Source organism: Sporichthya brevicatena (assembly GCF_039525035.1).
Classification (GTDB): domain Bacteria; phylum Actinomycetota; class Actinomycetes; order Sporichthyales; family Sporichthyaceae; genus Sporichthya; species Sporichthya brevicatena.
In genome coordinates, this window is the sequence record NZ_BAAAHE010000008.1 from 84,643 (window position 1) to 101,836 (window position 17,194).

A 17,194-nucleotide genomic window follows, 5' to 3' on the forward strand; every position below is an offset into this window, starting at 1 on the left:
CTGCGCCGCCGCTCCACCAGCCCGGCCGCGCCAGTGAAGCTGAGCTCAGCCGGTGAAGACGGCACCCGGGCCGCGGCCGCGGGCCAGTACGCTGCCAGGGCGCTCACGCGCAACCGGGCCGTTAGCTCAACTGGCAGAGCAGCGGACTTTTAATCCGCGGGTTCGGGGTTCGATCCCCCGACGGCCCACCCCGCTGACCTGGATAAACGTCTTCGAAGAAGATTCGCCGATCCGCTGTGTCAATGGCGCTGTCAATGCTAGGTTCCGCGGCATGGCAGCTCGGGGGAGCAGCGGCCAGCGCCGCCAACGCGGCTTCATCCGGCAACGGGGGAAGTCGTTCCAGGTCCTGGTGTTCTCCGGGACCGACCCGGTCACGGGCAAGGACGTGTACCTGACCGGCTCGACGACCGACCGCGCCGAGGCCGAGAAGATTCGGACGCGATTGCTCGCGCAGGTGGACCGGCAGCGCACGCCGGCTTCCCGCGTCACGCTGAACCACGCGCTCGACGCCTGGTTCGACGTGCACGAGGGCGAGGCCACGACCCTCGACACGTACCGCGGCTACGCGGCCCGCGTGATTCGGCCGGCGCTGGGCGAGACCGCCATCGCGAAGATCAGCCCGCGCATGCTGGAGCAGCTCTACGCCCAGTTGCGGCGCTGCCGGACGCGGTGCAACGGCAAGCCGTTCCTCGAGTACCGGGTCGAGGGTGAGCACGCCTGCCGTGAGGTGATCCACCGCCGCAAGCGGGAGCACGACTGCGCGGCCGTTGGATGCCGGGTGGTCGAGTGCAAGGCGCACGAGTGCAAGCCGCTGAGTGCGGCGACGGTCCGTCAGATTCATTCGGTCATCAGTGGCACGTTGAGTACAGCGACGCGGTGGGATTGGATCCCGTCCAACCCGGCGTCCACCGCGAAGAAGCCGAAGCAGCCAAAGCCTCAACCGCGTCCGCCGACCGCTGCGCAAGCCGCGCGGATACTCACGGCGGCCTGGGAGGTTGACGCCGCCTGGGGCACGCTGGTGTGGCTGCTGATGGTGACCGGGATGCGCCGCGGGGAGCTCTGCGCGCTCCGTTGGACGGACGTCCAGTTGGACGTTGGCGTCCTGGAGGTCCGGCGCGCGTACACCCACCGTGCCGGCGTCGGGATCGAGAAGGAGACCAAGACTCACCAGATGCGCCGCATCGCGTTGGACGCCGACACGGTCGATCTCCTGGCCGCGCACCGTCTGCGCTTCCAGAATCGGGTCGAGAGTCTCGGCATCGCGCCGAGCGACGACGCCTTCGTGTTCTCGTTCTCGCCCGACAACAGCGCGCCGTGCCACCCGGACTCGGTGAGCCACCGCTACGTCCGGATGTGCAAGGAGCTCGGGGTCGACACCCACCTCCACGCGTTGCGGCACTACTCCGCGACCGAGCTGATCAGTGCCGGCGTCGACGTCCGGACGGTCGCCGGTCGGCTCGGCCACGGCGGCGGGGGAACCACGACCCTGCGTGTCTACGCGGCCTGGGTGCCAGAGTCAGACCGTCGCGCCGCCGATTTGCTGGCGAGTCGACTGGGACGGCCGAGCGACCTTGGTGAGACCTGACGCAGCGCTACACGCTCGCTTCCCAAACCACAACGTGTTCCAATCCGAGCGGGTCGAAGCTCAACCCGTTCTCGTCCAAGGCATTGAACACCTCGACCCGGCGGTCGTTGAAGCTGAACCCGATCGAAACAGTGCCATTGGCGAAGTCGCCGGGTCGCTCGGACCGATGGACCAGTACTTGGACGCCCGTCAGCACACGTCCAGCAAGGGTCGCCAGGTCACGGTGAGCGTTGCTGCGCCAACCGATCTTGGGCCCCCCGAAGGTGGGTATCCATCGGCGCGAGCGGTGCCCGCCTAGCCAATCGACTCGAGTTCCGACGTGGATCGCGTCCCACGTGATTGAGACCAGGTCCATCTGCATGTGATTGATCTCGACCTGGCGGCCCTCGAAGTCGAACACGACCGGGCCGTCCGCCCACCAGCAGTCGCGGCGCAGGTCCCACATCAGATGCGCCCCGGTTAGCCTCCGCCCCAGCAAGCCGCGCAACCGCTCGGCGTGCGCAGTGATGACCTCATCGGGACCGCGCAGCCACTCGGGCTGATAGCCCCGGACGCCGAAGTCGAACACGCTCACAGTTTTCGGGGCGCTACTTGGCGAAGAGCCGCGAAATTTCGGCTCCCGTTGCGATGTCCAGGACGACGCTCCAGCCCGCCCACGTGGCGGCACGTAGCCTCGGGCCTTCGATCGCTACGTTCACCCAGGCGTCTTGGATGTCGCCGACCGGCAACGCACGCCAGAGCTCGGCTCCGGACGCATCGAGTCGGGCGAGGTTGCCCCCAGTCGACACCGAGGTCATGTAGTCGTCCAGGACGATCCGGTCGGAGCTGTCCGGCACCGGCAGCTCGATTGGGAACTCCACTCCCGCAGGTTACGGCGCGCAAGCGCCGCCACAGGGGTGGGTGGTCAAACCAACTGTGAGTTAGTCCAGGAGACGTCCCCGTGAAACTCGTCGCCGCTCACACTCCGCTACGAGCGCGCTGCCCGCGCTCTGGGCTCGAAGAGCCAAAGATCGATACACACCTAGGCATCACGATCTGTCGGACGGCACAAGCAGGCTCAGCGGGCAGCCCACCCCCAACCTCGGTCACGCTGAGTGACCACCTGGCAGCCCTGAAGTCTGGCGCCCCGCGAAGTTATGCGAAGAGTTCGGCCCAGCGACGTGCCATAATTTACGCCAGAGCTAAATTATGAGCAGGCGGATGTCGAGGACATGACCATAAAATTTGGCACTGACCCTGTCACGGTTGAGCTGGACCGCGTGCTGGGGATTCTGCAGGCTGGCACCTGGTCTGCAGGCGACGAGTCGGCCCTCGTCGACCTCAAGGAAGAGGCCGGTCGGCGAGATCACCGTGGCACGCTCCTCCCTGCCCGGCCGGAGAGTGACGTAGCCGCGGAGCAGGTCGCTGAAGAATCCGCCTGCATGTCTAACACCCCCGGCGGCGGTGCCCTCGTGCTCGGCGTTGCCGACGACGGAACGCTGATCGGCACCTCTCTTGGGGTGGACTGGCTCCGGCACCGTGTCTACGAGATAACTGATCGGGCGCTCACGATCGAGGTCCGTGAGATTCACCTTGGCGGGGTGCGGCTGCTGATCATCACCGCGCCCGAAGCGATCGAACCGATCCGAGTGAGGAACCGCATCAAGTGGCGGCTAGATGACAACTGCGTCGAGGTTGACCTGGCCACTTGGCATGCCAAGCGGATGATCCGCACGCACTTTGATTGGTCGGCACAGCCGTCTCACGTGCCGGCCGACCAGGTGCGTGCTTCGGCCGTTGAAGCTGCTCGGCAATTCTTGCGCGACAGCGGCGAGACAAACGCGGTCGACCTTGCCCGGCAACCGACACCTGAGCTTCTCCGTCGCCTCAATGTCGTGACGGGGGACGGCTACCTCACGAATGCGGGGGTTCTTGCATTCGTGGGCAGGGGTGATCCCGCGCTGGACTACATCCGTCGCGATGTGCCCGGCGGCGACAGCCGCCAGAGAGTGCATAAGGGTGCCCGTGGATTGCTAGAGGAGATCGCTGATGTCTTCACAAACATCAATGCGTACAACTCGATCAAGCATATTCGCACGGGGGCGGTTGTGGGACAGGTCCGCGACCTGCCGGAGCAGGCCGTGCGCGAGGCCGTCGTCAATGGTCTCGCTCATCGCGAGTGGGGTCTCGCTGCGCCTACGACGATCGAGCACATAGGGAAGACACTGCGAGTCACAAGTCCCGGAGGCTTCTTCGGCGGGGTTAACAGTCAGAACATCATCACGCATCCCTCGCAGTCGCGAAACCGAGCGCTGACTGAACTGCTGGCAGCGCTTCGCGTGGCGGAGCGCGAAGGAGTCGGCGTCGACAGGATGGTTCGCGAGATGATTCGCGTTGGTCACCGCGCGCCTGACATTTCGGAGATTGACGGTCCCTTCGTCAGGGCATCGCTGGTCGGTGATGCAACTGATGAAGCCTGGATCGGATGGCTAGCTTCGATCGATCCCCCCGAAACGCGGGAAGACCTCAACGCCTTGCTCCTTCTGCGCCAGGTGGTCGATCAGGGCTGGTTCGACGTCGTGACGGCCGCGCCCTTACTACAACTCAATCAAGCGGAAACTCAAGGGGCCATTCAGCGACTGAACATCGCAACCCTTCGCAACGGCCCGCTGATCAACTTGGTGCCGGGCGTTCCAGACGATGCTCCGTTCGCATGGTCCCTCGCGCCTGCGGCGCGCGACGCCCTTCAGCGTCTTGATCGCACGTTCGGCACCGACAGGCCCGCTCCGTCTCGGGAGCGGATCGCAAAGTCGTATTCGCGCGCGAGAGGGCGCGTTAGCACGACTGAGCTTGCGGGCATCGTCGGGGCCAGTCCGACCAACGTGGGCGGGGTCCTGAAATCCCTCGAAAGGCAAGGTGATCTGAAGCCCTCTCGCGCCACCCGCCGCGGGCCCGGGTTCTACTACGTCCCGGTTGAGGATTGAGAAGGGATGGAATCGTTCGCGCTCGCACCGCGGACGGTTCCGCTCCTGCGCGTACGCCGAATCGGGAAGGCGCTAGCGATCACCTGAACGTCATGAACGCTAGTCGTGCACGGCTCTGTCGGATCGTGATGCACGGGTGTGTACGGCACTTGAGCGCGAAGCGCTCCTCTCCGGTCATCGGATTTGCGGGCGCTGCGTAGCGACTCGGTGCGAGCGCTGCTAGTGGGCTGCAGGTCCTAAGCCTCTCGGTTGTGGTGCACCCCCCGACCCCCGGCGCCCCCGATTGGCGGCCAGCTTTCGTTGCCGCCTGGCGCGATCCACCGCGGTGCCGCGACAACCCTTGCCGGCTGTCGTCGTCTCGTGGCGCGGATGCGTCCAGCGCCGATCCGTCGCGGTCAACACGCCCGCCTTGGCAAGATTACGGGCGTGAGCGATTCCGACTCGTTCCTACCGAGCTCCCGGCGTGAGTACGTCCCTCCTCCAGTTCGCGGGGGCCTACCGCCGGAGGAATGGATCAGCTTCGCTGACGCCGCTCAGAAGCTCGGCATCCGCCCTTGGCGAGTGCGAGTGCGCGCGCTCGACACCGTGGGGCACCTCGACGGCGCCTGGGTGGCGGGCACCGGCGAGGCCGGTGTTGCACGGGCTTCGCTGGACCGCGAACTGGTGTGGCTGACTACCGCGTCGCGCCGCCGACGGCTTGGGCGGTGGTTGGCGGACTTTGTGCTCCGGGTGCTGCCGTAATCCTTTCGGTTCCTGGCCTCGCCGGGCGCCGCGTGCGCCTCTTAGGTAGCGGGTTGAGTGCGACCTACATGGCCAGAGCCCGTGACTGCGAACATGGCCATGTGATCGAGAACGCCGAGGAGTTCGTCCGGCTCCGAACCAGCGACGATCCGGACGAGTACTTCCGTGCCGCACACGAGGAGGCGACAGTCCTGACGTGGCTCCAAGTCATCGAGCGCTACCCGGAGATGCGCTTCTGGGTGGCGAACAACAAGACGGTGCCGTTGGAGGTTCTCGAGGTCTTGCGGCAGGACGCTGATGAGCGGGTCCGTTCGATGGTCCGGTGTAAGGGGTCTTGGAAGCGAGCGCATCCCGAGGACTTCAAGCGCGCCGGCGACCCCGAGTAGCCCGACACTCGCAGTCGCCGAAACTCCGCGGCGCGGCGTTTCTGGGTCAGCTCGTGGGCTAGAAAGTCCAGCCCGCGTCGTCGTACCGGTGATCTAGATTCGTGCCTGGCAGTGCGATCAGTCGTTTTCTTTGTCCTGCCGGGAAGGCGCTGGCCGGACGGTGACGAACGGAGGAAGCCGCACGTGAAGCGTTACTTCCGTCGCGCCGCGGAGTCTTCGGTAGGCGAAGGTCTCGTCTTCTTCGAGTTCGACGGGGACTGGGCCATCCGGCAGGTTGAGATCTACGGAGATCGGTGGTTCGACTCGCGTCGGGCCGAGCACACGATTCTCGGGCCTGGCCTGATCGATCAGCCCTTGTCGGAACTGGACCTGTGCGATGAGGACGTGATCTCGGCGGACGACTTCGTAAGCGGTCTGGCGGAAAGCCGTGCGCCAGGATGAGCATCCAAGAACGCGTCGGTGATCTATTCGACGCTCGTGGCTTTGGAGCGCTTGCTCATGGTTGCAACTGCGCCGGCGCGATGGGTGCAGGTATCGCGGTGGAGTTCCGTCGGCGGTGGCCGCAGATGTATGAGGAGTACAAGCATCGATGCAACGCCGGAAGTTTCTCGCCCGGCGATGTATTCATCTGGCCGGTCGCGGGTCTGGTGATCTACAACTTCGGCACGCAACGCACCTGGCGCACGAAGGCGACCATCGAAGCAATCGGGACGGCTGCCCAGCTGATGGTGCGCGACGCCCGTTCTCGTGGCATACAGGCCATTGGACTCCCGCGGATCGGGGCGGGCCTCGGCGGACTGGAGTGGCCACGTGTTCGGGCGCTCTTGGGCGAGGTCGCGACTGACGGCGGTGTCCGTTTGATCGTTCACGTGTTGGGTGAGAAGGGGACTGCGCATGGTCGGGAATATCGACCCTGACGACCTCACGGCCTTCATCCGGGCGCAGTTCGACTTCCTCGGGGAGCACGGATTCGAGTTCGACTCCACGTGGTCTGGCGTTGTCCGATGGCGATGCGAGGATCGGTTCGTCATCGTTGCGCACGACTGGCGGGACGGTCTGACCGAGGTCGGCTTCCGCCGAGGTACCGATCGGGCGTGGACGGACTACTTCTCGCTCGAACAAGCCGCCGAGGTCCTCGATGCTCCCGCCTGGCCGAGGCACGGTTGGCACGCCATGTCCGATGCTGACGCTCGCTTGCACGTCACCGAGCTGGCGGGATTCCTCGCCACGCATGCAGATGCACTCCTGGTGCCGGGCAGCCGCGCGTGGACCCAGGTCGCCGAGCTCGCTCGACGGCGCAGCGAGGCCTACACCGTCGAGGTTGTCTCTCGCCCTTTCCTGACCCGCGCCGAGGAGGCCTGGCGGGGCAAGAGTTGGCTGGACGTGATCGCTGCCTATGAGGCCGCGATAGATGCTGGCGCCACATTGCGTCCTTCCGAGGTTCGTCGCCTGGATTACGCCCGCGGACAGAGGAACTCAGCGCCGTGAGGGGTCCGTGTCAATGGCGGTGTCAATGAACTGCGGCGGTCTGGAGCAGTTCTGGGGGCCCGGCGCAAGGGATCACAGCAACCCAGGGGCCTGTAGCGACTGGAGCAGGTACTCGCTGGTCCACTTTTAATCCGCGGGTTCGGGGTTCGATCCCCCGACGGCCCACCCGATCCCGAGAACCTCGGCTGGGAGCCGGTCCGCCCGACCTGAAAACATGGTCGGGTGACGACCGAACCCGCCGAGGCCGGCCCTACGCCGAGCGACTTCATCCGCGACATCATCCGGGCCGACCTGGCGTCGGGGAAGTACGGCGACCGGGTCCAGACGCGGTTCCCCCCGGAGCCGAACGGCTACCTGCACATCGGGCATGCGAAGAGCATCTGCCTGAACTTCGGGTTGGCGGTGGAGTTCGGCGGGACCTGCAACCTGCGCTTCGACGACACGAACCCCGAGGCGGAGGACCACGAGTACGTCGAGGCGATCCTGGAAGACATCGAGTGGCTCGGGTTCACCCCCGCCAACGTGTTCTACGCCTCCGACTACTTCGGCCAGATCTACGACTGGGCCGAGGTGCTGGTGACCAAGGGCCTCGCGTACGTCGACGACCAGGACGGGGACACGATCCGCGCGCAGCGGGGCGGGTTCGGCAAGCCCGGCATCGAGTCGCCGTTCCGCAACCGGACCCCCGAGGAGAACCTCGCCCTGCTGCGTGGCATGCGGGACGGGGAGTTTCCCGACGGCTCGAAGGTCCTGCGCGCGAAGATCGACATGCAGGCGTCCGTCATGACCCTGCGTGACCCGGTGCTCTACCGGATCCGCCGCGTCCCGCACGTCCGCACCGGGACGGACTGGATCATCTACCCGACCTACGACTGGGCCCACGGCCAGTCGGACGCGATCGAGGGCGTCACCCACTCGATCTGCACGCTCGAGTTCGCCGACCACCGGCCGCTCTACGACTGGTGCCTCGACCACCTCGACCTGCCGCGCGAGCGGCCCGTCCAGATCGAGTTCGCCCGCCTCGCGCTGACGCACACCGTCATGTCGAAGCGGCTGCTGCGCGCGCTCGTCGAGAACGGCACCGTCGACGGCTGGGACGACGCCCGCATGCCCACGCTGCGCGGCATGCGCCGCCGTGGGTACCCGGCCGCGGCGATCCGCGAGTTCGTCTCGACGCTCGGGGCCGCGAAGACCAACACGGTCACCGAGATCGAGTACCTCGAGTCGTTCGTCCGCACCCACCACAACACGCACGCGCTGCGTCGCATGGCCGTGCTCGAACCGCTCAAGCTCGTCATCACCAACTGGCCGGAGGGTCAGGTCGAACACGTCGAGCTGGTCGAGAACCCGGAGGACCCGGCGGCCGGCGTCCGGACCGTCCCGTTCACCGGCGAGCTCTGGATCGAGCAGGACGACTTCAAGCTCGAGCCGCCGCCGAAGTACTTCCGCCTCTCGCCGGGGCGCGAGGTCCGGCTGCGCGGCGGCTACTTCGTCACGGCCACCGACGTCGTCACCAACGCCGACGGCAACGTCACCGAGGTGCACTGCACTTACGACCCGGAGACGAAGGGCGGGAATGCGCCGGACGGCCGCAAGGTCAAGGCCACGATGCACTGGGTCAGCGCCGCGCACGCCGTCGACATCACCGTGCATCTCTACGACCGGCTCTACGCGGAGACCCGGCCCGGCAGCGACGGCAACGACCCGGTCGTCAACCCGGCCTCGCGCCGCACGCTGACGGGGGCCAAGGCCGAGCCCGTCCTCGCCGACACCAAGCCCGGCGAGGTCGTGCAGTTCGAGCGGCTCGGCTACTTCGCCGCCGACGTCGACACCCCGGGAACGTTCCACCGCACCGTCGGGCTCCGCGACGAGTGGGCCAACATCCAGAAGCGCAACGGGTAGGACCTCTGGACGGCGGCAGTAGCGTCGGTTCATGCGCGCTGTCGTCTGCCAGAATTCCGAGCTCCGGGTCGAGGAGATACCGGACCCGAAGCCGGCGAAGGGGCACCTCGTCCTCGACGTGGTCCGGGCCGGGATCTGCGGGTCGGACCTGCACGCCCGGTTCCACGCCGATCCGGTGGCGGACGCGGCGGCGAACATCGGCTTCACGAACATGATGCGGCTCTCGCAGGCGGTCGTGATGGGCCATGAGTTCAGCGGTCGCGTGCGGGAGTTCGGGCCGGGGACGAAGCGCCGCATCGACGAGGGCGCCGCGGTCGTCGCGCTGCCGATCGTGCGGATCGACGGACGCCCGGAGTTCCTCGGCCTGTCGAAGGACGCCCCCGGCGCGTACGCCGAGCGCGTCCTGGTCGACGAGGCGCTCACGTTCCCCGTGCCGAACGGACTCTCCCCGGAGACCGCCGCGCTGACCGAGCCCCTCGCGGTCGCGTATCACGCGGTGCGCAAGGCGAAGATCGGCAGGAACGAGACCGCGGTCGTCATCGGCTGCGGGCCGATCGGGCTCGCCGTCATCCTCATGCTTCGGGCCCGCGGGGTGCGGCACATCATCGCGAGCGACTACTCCGCCGTCCGGCGCGGTCTCGCCGTCCGCTGCGGGGCGCACGTGGTCGTCGACCCGGCCGCGGACTCGCCGTGGACGTCGTTCGCCGACAGCAAGTACTTCACCGATGCCGGCAAGCTGCTGCACTTCGCGCTCGGCTCGATCGAGAAGCTGCGGACGGTCCCGTTCCTGCCCTGGTCGAAGGCGCTGCGCGCGGCCGAGGCGACCGGCAAGACCCCGACGGGCCCGGTCGTCTTCGAGTGCGTCGGCGTGCCCGGCATTCTCGACCACATCCTCGCCTCCGCGCCGCTCTACACCCGCGTCGTCGTGGTGGGCGTCTGCATGGAGCGCGACGCGATCGTCCCGATCACCGCGCTCACCAAGGAGATCGCGCTCCAGTTCGTCTTCGCCTACGACCCCGGCGAGTTCTACGACACGCTGCAACTGCTCGCCGACGGCAAGGTCGACCCGACTCCGCTGGTCACGTCCACCGTCGACCTCGACGGCGTCCCCGGCGCGTTCGACACCCTCGGCAAGGCGGACGAGCAGGCGAAGATCCTCGTCGCCCCGTGACGATCTGAAAGAGCGTCAGACCCGTAGCAGCGGGGCGAAGATCGCGGTGGCGAAGGCGCGGAGCTCGGCCTCGGTCTCCAACGGCCGGACCAGGGCGGGGGCCAGGATCACCGAATGGACGAGACGGACCATCACCTCCGCCGCGACCGTGATGTCGACGTCGTCGCCGAGCTGTCCGGCGGCCCGATCGGCGGCGAGGAGCACCTCGACGTACTCGGCCGATCGCGCCATGAGGTCGGGTACCTCCCGCATCCCGTAGGCGTTGAGGTCCTCGAGACGGGCCAGGACCGAGTCGCCGAGCATCGGGTGCGCGCGGATCGTCCGGACGGTGATCGCGAACACCGCCGCCATCCGCTCGAGGGGGTCCCGCGCCGCGCCGACCGCGTCGTTCAGGTCGTCGAGCAGTCGCTCCAGTTCACGGCTGAGGACGGCGCGGACGAGTTCGTCCTTCGTCCCGACCCGGCGGAACACCGTGTTGCGCCCGACCCGGGCCCGGCGAGCGACGTCGTCGATGCTCGTCCGCCCCACACCGTGGCGGCCGAAGAGTTCGGTGGCCGCGTCGAGCACGCGCGTGACGGTGTCGTCGGCCTCGACGGGGGCGTCGAGAACCTCGACGTCGGCGGCTCTCCGGCGGGGCATTGTCGAAGTCTAGGGATGGGACTATGGTACGAGAACAGTCCCATCGTCCCAGTGACGGGAGGCCGCTCATGCCGGCCGCAGCTGCCACCGCCGCCCGTCCGACCGGCGTGACCGCGTCGCTGCCGGGCCGGATCAGCCTCGCCTCGGAGGCGTTCTCCGCGGCGATCGAGTTCCTCCTCCCCGACCTGCGCCGGGACTGCGTCGACGGCGCACCGCCGGAGGAGCTCGACCGGCTTCTTGCCGGCTACTCCCGCGGGGACGACACCGCCGACGCGCTCGTGGCCGCCATGCGCGTCGACAAGGCGCTGCGTCAGCAGTTCGAGCAGGCGCTCACCGGCGGCGTCGAGACGCTCGCGGCGGCGGCGCCGGTGATCCGCGACTTCTTCGCCACGGTCGACACCGTCCCCGACTGGATCGAGGAGGAGAAGGTCGCACTCGGGGTCCGGACCCAGCGCCGGATCGACGGGCTCACGTCCGCCGGCGCCGGATTCGCGATGGGCTTCCAATTGGCCGCGATCCTGCCGAACTCGTCCAAGGCGATGTCGACGAACGCCCGCGCGGTCGAGAACGCCGGGCGCCGTCTGGCCGAGACCGGTCGGATCGCGCTGGACCTCAACGACCCGAACGGGCGCGGCCGCTTCGGCGCCGGGACGATCTCGTCCACCCGACTGCGGATCCTGCACGCCTCCGTACGCCGCTACCTGAACAACCGGCCGGACTGGGACCACGGCTTCTACGGCACGCCCATCAGTGCGAGCGACAACCTCGGGGCATCGCTCGTCGGCTGCGCCATCGTCCAGGCGGCGCGGCGCGCCGGCTACCGCTTCAGCGACGAGGAACTGGAGGGCACCGCGCACCTCGTCGGGCTCTTCGCCTACCGCCAGGGGGTCCCCGTGGACCTCATCCCCCGCACGCACGAGGAGCAGTTGCGCGCCTTCTACATCTTCCTGCGCACCGCCCGCGGCACCGCCGACCGCGACGCGATCGCCACGCTCATGCCGCCGCTGACGCGCATCGAGGTGGAGGGCCTGCCTCCGGTCGCCCGGACAGCGATTCGCCATCTCTACAACGCTTACGGCCGCCGCATCTTCGGCCCGGAGCTCTGCGACGCCACCGGGATCCCGGACAGCCCGCTCCGCCACGCGCTCCCGCTGGTGGGGCTGGCGATCCGGCCCTACGAAGCGGTTCGCGTCCGCTCGAAGCGCGTCGACCGCCTCACCCATCGCGCCGCGGACCTCATGTGGCAGCGGGTCATGCCGTTGCTCTACAGCGACGAGGCGACCTACGACGCCGACCACGTCGCCAAGGTCGTCAAGGCGTGACGGGGCGTCAGCTGATCTGAGCGCCCTGGTCGGCTCCGCTCTTGGCAGGGTCGTGGGTGAAGAAGCTGATCCGGCCGTCGGTCTCGAGGACGGCGAGGCGGATGTCGCTGAACCGCTCGATCCCGTTCTCCCGGCAGGCGGCCATGAGGTCGTCCATCGAGAGGCGTTCGCCCCGCATCGCGTCGATCTTCGGTTCGCCGTCGGCGACCACGACGACCGGGACGCCGTGGACCACCGGCCGGACCGGACGCCACCGCCAGTTCGCGTAGGAGAACGCGACGGTCAGCAACGCGAAGGTACCGACGGCCAGCACCGCGCCGGTGAAGCTGAAGTCCTGCTGGGTCACACCACCCTGGATCAAATCACCCATCGTGACGAACAGCAGCAGCTCGAAGGCGCTCAGCTCGCCGAGGGTCGAGCGCCCCACCGCCCGGGTGATCAGCCAGAGGAACACGAACGCGCACAGCGCGCGGATGACGATCTCCATCGGCCCTCCTCAGGGCGCGAGCCACGTGCGGTACGTGACGGACAGCCGTGGCCGCTCGCCGTCCATCAGCCGGACCTCGCCGCGGCGGCCGAGCTGCGAGGAGCCCTGGATGTAGGCGTCGTAGTCGACGAGGAACTCGTCGCCCGGCGGTGGGTCGAACTCGAGGTACAGCCACCGGTCGTCGCGGGTGGTCTTCGACGGCTCGGGGTGGAAACCCTGCGTCTCGAAGATGTCGAAGAAGCTGCCGTTGACCGCGATCCGGATCGGTTCGCGGAAGCCGCCCGGGTGCGTGACCCGGACCTGCCAGACCACGTCGAGGCCGGATCGCGCGATCTGGGGGTAGCGCCCCTGCAGCGACCAGGTGCCGTCGGTCGTGGACGCCGTGCCGGTCCGGACCCCCAGCAGCGTCGTGGCGCCGGCCAGCACGACCAGCGCAAGGACGACGAGCACCGCGCGGCGCCCCGCGCGGGCTCGTCGTCGAAGTTCGGGGGGATGGACGTCAGCGAGCGTCGAGTCGCTGTCCACCTCGCGGCCCCGGAGGCCTCAGGTGGTCCCGCGGTCCGTCCCCGAGCCACTGAGGACCGTGTCGATCCGCGCCGCGGTCTCCAGGTCCTCCGGCTTGAGCCGGTTCGGGCCGTTGCCGAGGCTGATCGTGAACACCTCGTCGTCGACGACCTGCATCTGGATGCGGGACTCGTCGTTGACGACGTTGCGGATGCCCTCCTCCAGTGCGTCCCGGCTGTCCCGGGGCACGGGGATGTGGCGTACGAGCATGACGCCGGAGCGCTCCCAGCCGGGCAACGCGGCGAGGGCCTCGTCGACCTGGCTGTCCTGGAGCTCGGCGGGGCGAGACGTGTCGTCGGCCATGGGGTTCTCCTTCGTAGTACGTGTCCACCGCCTACCCCGCTCCAGGTGCGTCCACGCCCCCGCGGGGGTAGGCCGAGGACGTGACCGCTCCCGCGAATCCCCTCGGCCTGCCCGCCGGCACCCGCGCGTGCCTGTTCGACCTCGACGGGGTGCTGACCAGCACTGCAGTCCTGCACGCGCAAGCGTGGAAGGAGATGTTCGACGAGTTCCTCACCGTCGCGGCGCCGAACCAGCCGAAGTTCGACCGCCGTGACTACGAGCGGTTCGTCGACGGCAAACCGCGCCTGGACGGCACGCACGACTTCCTCGCGGCCCGGGGAATCGTCCTCCCCACCGGTGACGAGGCCGACCCGCCGGACGCGGCGACGCTGTGGGGCCTGAGCAACCGGAAGAACGACCTCATCCAGGAACTGATCCGCACTCAGGGCGTCGAGGTCTACCCCGGTTCCGTCGACTACGTCCGGGCGGTCCGCGCCGCCGGACTGCGCACGGCGGTCGTGACCTCCAGCGCCAACGCCGTTCAGGTCCTCGAGGTGACCGGCCTCACCGACCTGTTCGACGCCCGCATCGACGGCGTCGTCGCCCGCGAGAGACATCTGAAAGGAAAACCGGCGCCGGACACCTTCCTCGCCGGCGCCGAGGCGGTCGGCGCGACTGCCGCCGACTCCGTGGTCTTCGAGGACGCCCTCGCCGGCGTCGCGGCCGGGCGCGCGGGTGGCTTCAGCCTCGTCGTCGGAGTCGACCGCGTCGGTCAGGCCGACGAGTTGCGCGCGCACGGCGCCGACGTCGTCGTCACCGACCTCGCGGAGCTGCTCCCGTGATCCGCGCCGAGGACTACCCCGTCGACCCCTGGCGGCTGCGCGAGACCCGGCTGGACCTCGACCAGCTGGGCGCCTCCGAGTCGCTCTTCGCGCTCTCGAACGGCCACATCGGCCTGCGCGGCAACCTCGACGAGGGCGAGCCGCACGGCCTGCCCGGGACGTACCTGAACTCGGTCCACGAGGTGCGCCCGCTGCCCTACGCCGAGGCCGGGTACGGCTACCCCGAGGCCGGGCAGACGGTCGTCAACGTGCCGAACGGCAAGCTGATCCGCGTCCTCGTCGACGACGAACCGTTCGACATCCGCTACGGCGACCTGCATTCGCACACCCGCACGCTCGACCTCCGCACCGGGATCCTGACCCGCGAGGCGGAGTGGCGTTCTCCGAGCGGCGCGGCGATCCGGCTGCGCACCGAACGGCTGGTCTCGCTGCACCAGCGCGCGATCGCGGCGTTCCGGATGACGGTCGAACCGATCGACGCCGCGGTGCAACTGGTCCTGCAGTCCGAACTCGTCGTCAACGAGCAGATGCCGCCGGCCTCCGACGACCCGCGGGTGGCGGCGGACCTCGAGGCGCCGTTCGTCGCCGAGGACGTTCTGCGGTCCGGCTCGGCGGTCACGCTCGTGCACAGCACGAAACGCAGCGGTCTGCGGGTCGGCAGTGGGATCGACCACGAGGTGTCGGGCCCGCCGAAGCTCCACACCGAGGTCGAGGCTTTCGACGACCTCGCCCGGTTCACCGTCTCGGCGCCGCTGGAGCCCGGGGAGTCGGTCTGCCTGACGAAGTACCTGGCGTACGGCTGGTCGTCCCGCCGGACGGTCCCGGCCGTGCGCGACCAGGTCGCCGCGGCCCTCGCCGCCGCGCGCCAGCACGGGTGGGACGGGATCTGCGCGCAGCAGCGCGCGATCCTCGACGAGTTCTGGGCCGGCGCCGACGTCGAGGTCGACGGTGACGACGAACTGCAGCAGGCCGTCCGCTTCGGGTTGTTCCAGGTGCTGCAGGCCTCGGCCCGCGCCGAGCACCGGCCCATCCCGGCCAAGGGCCTGACCGGCACCGGTTACGACGGCCACACCTTCTGGGACACCGAGGTCTTCGTCCTGCCGCTGCTGTCGTACACGGCTCCCCACGCGGCCGCGGACGCGCTGCGCTGGCGGCTCGACATCCTCCCGATCGCGCAGGAGCGCGCGCAGGTCCTCGGCCTCCACGGGGCCGCGTTCCCCTGGCGGACCATCACCGGCGCCGAGTGCTCCGGGTACTGGCCGGCCGGCACCGCGGCCTTCCACATCAACGCCGACATCGCGATGGCCGCGGACCGGCACGCCTGGGTCAGCGGGGACGAGAAGTTCGAGTGCGAGATCGCGCTGCCGTTGCTCGTCGAGACCGCGCGGCTCTGGATCAGCCTCGGCCACCACGACACCGACGGCGCGTTCCGGATCGACGGCGTCACCGGCCCCGACGAGTACAGCGCCGTCGCCGACAACAACGTCTTCACCAATCTGATGGCACGCCAGAATCTGCGGGCCGCGGTGCGGGTGTGCGAGCAGTGGCCGGAGCAGGCGGAGCGGCTCAGCGTGGCCGACGCGGAACTCGCCGCCTGGCGCGCCGCCGCCGACTCCATGACTGTGCCGTTCGACGATCGCCTCGGCGTCCACCCCCAGGCCGAGGGGTTCACCCGGCACGCGGTCCTCGACTTCGAGTCGCTGCCTCCCGAGGCGTACCCGCTGATGATGTCGGTCCCGTACGTGCAGCTGTACCGGAAGCAGGTCGTGAAGCAGGCCGATCTCGTGCTCGCGATGCACCTGTGCGGCGACGAGTTCACGCCGGAGCAGAAGCGCCGCAACTTCGAGTACTACGAGCAGGTCACCGTCCGGGACTCGTCGCTGTCCGCCGCGACCCAGGCGGTGCTCGCCGCCGAGGTCGGCCACCTCGATCTGGCGCTCGACTACACGGCGGAGACCGCGTTGGTCGACCTGCGCGACCTCGCGTCGAACACCTCCCACGGACTGCACCTCGCGGCGCTGGCGGGGACGTGGAGCGCGCTCGTCGCCGGGTTCGGCGGGTTGCGGGACGTCAACCGCTGCCTGTGCTTCGCCCCGCAACTGCCGCGCGGGCTCACCGGGCTGCGGTTCGCCCTGCTCTTCCGCGGGTCACGACTGCGCGTGGAGATCGACGAGCACGAGGCGACCTACACGCTGGAGTCCGGCGACTCGGCGTTGGAGCTGGCGCACCACGGCGAGGCGTTCACTCTCGAGCCGAAGTCCTCGGTCACCAAGCAGCTGCCGGTGCGTCGCCAGCTGCCGGCGCCGACGCAGCCGAAGGGGCGGGCGCCGGCGCGACGTCGGGGGTCGGCTACGTCGTCCGGCTCTCCGACGGCGGAGCCGACAACGCCGGGTCCGATAACGGAGAACGGCGCCGTTTGAGCGCGGCCTCGTGCTCGTGGCGGCCGCCGCCCGGGACCTTGTCCCGCACCGTGGCCGTCACGTCCTTCCAGGCCGCGTAGTAGTTGTCGTCGAACTCGTCGACGACCTGGTAGGTCCAGCGGCCCTGGAGGACGTCGCGGCCGTAGACCCGTTCGCGGATCAGCGCGACCAGGTCGGTGTGGCCGCCCTTCTCCAGGCCCTCGAGGACCTCGTCGAGCATCAGGTCGGCGTGGCCGATGTGGTGGTGGAACTCGTAGAGCTGGCCGCGGGCCCGCTCCACGTACTCCAGCGCCTCGCCGAGCTTGCCGGCCGCCTCGGCGGCGGGGTCGGACAGCGGGTCCGGGGCGTTCTCGGTGGGGGACTGGTCGGCAGTTGGGGATGCACTCATGGCCAGGCTCTTCC

The 17,194-nt window shown here is 68.8% G+C and carries 18 protein-coding genes and 1 tRNA gene; 12 read left to right on the forward strand and 7 right to left on the reverse strand.

Annotated features, from left to right (window positions below; all coding sequences use genetic code 11):
• Window positions 1–115: 115 nt before the first annotated feature.
• Window positions 116–188: transfer RNA gene (locus ABD401_RS05580), tRNA-Lys, on the forward strand.
• An 83-nt stretch (window positions 189–271) separates the two neighbouring features.
• On the forward strand, window positions 272–1,585 hold the full coding sequence (locus ABD401_RS05585; protein ID WP_344602480.1) for a tyrosine-type recombinase/integrase: 1,314 nt from the start codon (window positions 272–274) through the stop codon (window positions 1,583–1,585).
• A 7-nt stretch (window positions 1,586–1,592) separates the two neighbouring features.
• Here ABD401_RS05585 and ABD401_RS05590 read toward each other — a convergent pair whose 3' ends face one another.
• Window positions 1,593–2,153: a hypothetical protein gene (locus ABD401_RS05590; protein ID WP_344602482.1), complete on the reverse strand. Its 561-nt coding sequence runs from the start codon at window positions 2,151–2,153 to the stop codon at window positions 1,593–1,595.
• A gap of 19 nt (window positions 2,154–2,172) precedes the next feature.
• Window positions 2,173–2,445: a DUF7957 family protein gene (locus tag ABD401_RS05595; RefSeq protein ID WP_344602483.1), complete on the reverse strand. Its 273-nt coding sequence runs from the start codon at window positions 2,443–2,445 to the stop codon at window positions 2,173–2,175.
• A gap of 399 nt (window positions 2,446–2,844) precedes the next feature.
• On the opposite strand from ABD401_RS05595, the gene ABD401_RS05600 reads away from it, so the two are divergent.
• From ABD401_RS05600 to ABD401_RS05630, 7 genes are all read left to right on the forward strand, one after another.
• Complete coding sequence (locus tag ABD401_RS05600; RefSeq protein ID WP_344602485.1) at window positions 2,845–4,548, forward strand: ATP-binding protein; 1,704 nt, start codon at window positions 2,845–2,847, stop codon at window positions 4,546–4,548.
• 842 nt (window positions 4,549–5,390) lie between these two features.
• Window positions 5,391–5,675, forward strand: a complete 285-nt coding sequence (locus tag ABD401_RS05605; protein WP_344602487.1) for a hypothetical protein — start codon at window positions 5,391–5,393, stop codon at window positions 5,673–5,675.
• A 183-nt stretch (window positions 5,676–5,858) separates the two neighbouring features.
• Entirely contained in the window at window positions 5,859–6,116 is a 258-nt protein-coding gene (locus tag ABD401_RS05610; protein WP_344602489.1) for a hypothetical protein, read from the forward strand.
• Entirely contained in the window at window positions 6,113–6,592 is a 480-nt protein-coding gene (locus tag ABD401_RS05615; RefSeq protein WP_344602490.1) for a macro domain-containing protein, read from the forward strand. Before ABD401_RS05610 ends, ABD401_RS05615 begins: the two co-directional genes overlap by 4 nt.
• Window positions 6,570–7,163 carry a hypothetical protein gene (locus tag ABD401_RS05620; protein WP_344602491.1) on the forward strand — a complete coding sequence of 198 codons (594 nt, stop codon included), beginning with the start codon at window positions 6,570–6,572 and terminating at the stop codon, window positions 7,161–7,163. The genes ABD401_RS05615 and ABD401_RS05620 overlap by 23 nt, the downstream gene beginning before the upstream one ends.
• Before the next feature lie 222 nt (window positions 7,164–7,385).
• Window positions 7,386–9,065 carry a glutamine--tRNA ligase/YqeY domain fusion protein gene (locus ABD401_RS05625; protein ID WP_344602493.1) on the forward strand — a complete coding sequence of 560 codons (1,680 nt, stop codon included), beginning with the start codon at window positions 7,386–7,388 and terminating at the stop codon, window positions 9,063–9,065.
• A 31-nt stretch (window positions 9,066–9,096) separates the two neighbouring features.
• Complete coding sequence (locus ABD401_RS05630) at window positions 9,097–10,236, forward strand: zinc-binding dehydrogenase (RefSeq protein ID WP_344602495.1); 1,140 nt, start codon at window positions 9,097–9,099, stop codon at window positions 10,234–10,236.
• Between the two features lie 15 nt (window positions 10,237–10,251).
• Here the strand turns inward: ABD401_RS05630 and ABD401_RS05635 are convergent, their stop codons facing one another.
• Window positions 10,252–10,875 carry a TetR/AcrR family transcriptional regulator gene (locus ABD401_RS05635; RefSeq protein ID WP_344602497.1) on the reverse strand — a complete coding sequence of 208 codons (624 nt, stop codon included), beginning with the start codon at window positions 10,873–10,875 and terminating at the stop codon, window positions 10,252–10,254.
• 68 nt (window positions 10,876–10,943) lie between these two features.
• Between ABD401_RS05635 and ABD401_RS05640 the strand changes: the two genes are divergently transcribed.
• The gene (locus ABD401_RS05640) at window positions 10,944–12,197 is read left to right on the forward strand and encodes an oxygenase MpaB family protein (RefSeq protein WP_344602499.1); all 1,254 of its coding nucleotides are present in this window, start codon (window positions 10,944–10,946) and stop codon (window positions 12,195–12,197) included.
• Between the two features lie 7 nt (window positions 12,198–12,204).
• On the opposite strand, the gene ABD401_RS05645 is transcribed toward ABD401_RS05640, so the two are convergent.
• The 3 genes from ABD401_RS05645 to ABD401_RS05655 are packed head-to-tail and all read right to left on the reverse strand — an operon-like array spanning window position 12,205 to window position 13,551.
• A complete protein-coding gene (locus ABD401_RS05645) occupies window positions 12,205–12,684 on the reverse strand; it encodes a DUF421 domain-containing protein (RefSeq protein WP_344602501.1) in 480 nt (159 codons plus the stop codon).
• A 9-nt stretch (window positions 12,685–12,693) separates the two neighbouring features.
• On the reverse strand, window positions 12,694–13,209 hold the full coding sequence (locus ABD401_RS05650) for a hypothetical protein (RefSeq protein WP_344602503.1): 516 nt from the start codon (window positions 13,207–13,209) through the stop codon (window positions 12,694–12,696).
• 18 nt (window positions 13,210–13,227) lie between these two features.
• Window positions 13,228–13,551 (reverse strand): hypothetical protein, encoded by a 324-nt coding sequence (locus tag ABD401_RS05655; RefSeq protein WP_344602505.1) that lies wholly within the window; start codon window positions 13,549–13,551, stop codon window positions 13,228–13,230.
• A gap of 80 nt (window positions 13,552–13,631) precedes the next feature.
• On the opposite strand from ABD401_RS05655, the gene ABD401_RS05660 reads away from it, so the two are divergent.
• Window positions 13,632–14,372, forward strand: a complete 741-nt coding sequence (locus tag ABD401_RS05660; RefSeq protein WP_344602506.1) for a beta-phosphoglucomutase family hydrolase — start codon at window positions 13,632–13,634, stop codon at window positions 14,370–14,372.
• Complete coding sequence (locus tag ABD401_RS05665) at window positions 14,369–16,792, forward strand: glycoside hydrolase family 65 protein (protein ID WP_344602508.1); 2,424 nt, start codon at window positions 14,369–14,371, stop codon at window positions 16,790–16,792. The genes ABD401_RS05660 and ABD401_RS05665 overlap by 4 nt, the downstream gene beginning before the upstream one ends.
• Here ABD401_RS05665 and ABD401_RS05670 read toward each other — a convergent pair.
• Entirely contained in the window at window positions 16,722–17,180 is a 459-nt protein-coding gene (locus ABD401_RS05670) for a hypothetical protein (RefSeq protein ID WP_344602510.1), read from the reverse strand. The two genes, ABD401_RS05665 and ABD401_RS05670, sit on opposite strands and share 71 nt — an antisense overlap.
• Window positions 17,181–17,194 lie beyond the last annotated feature (14 nt).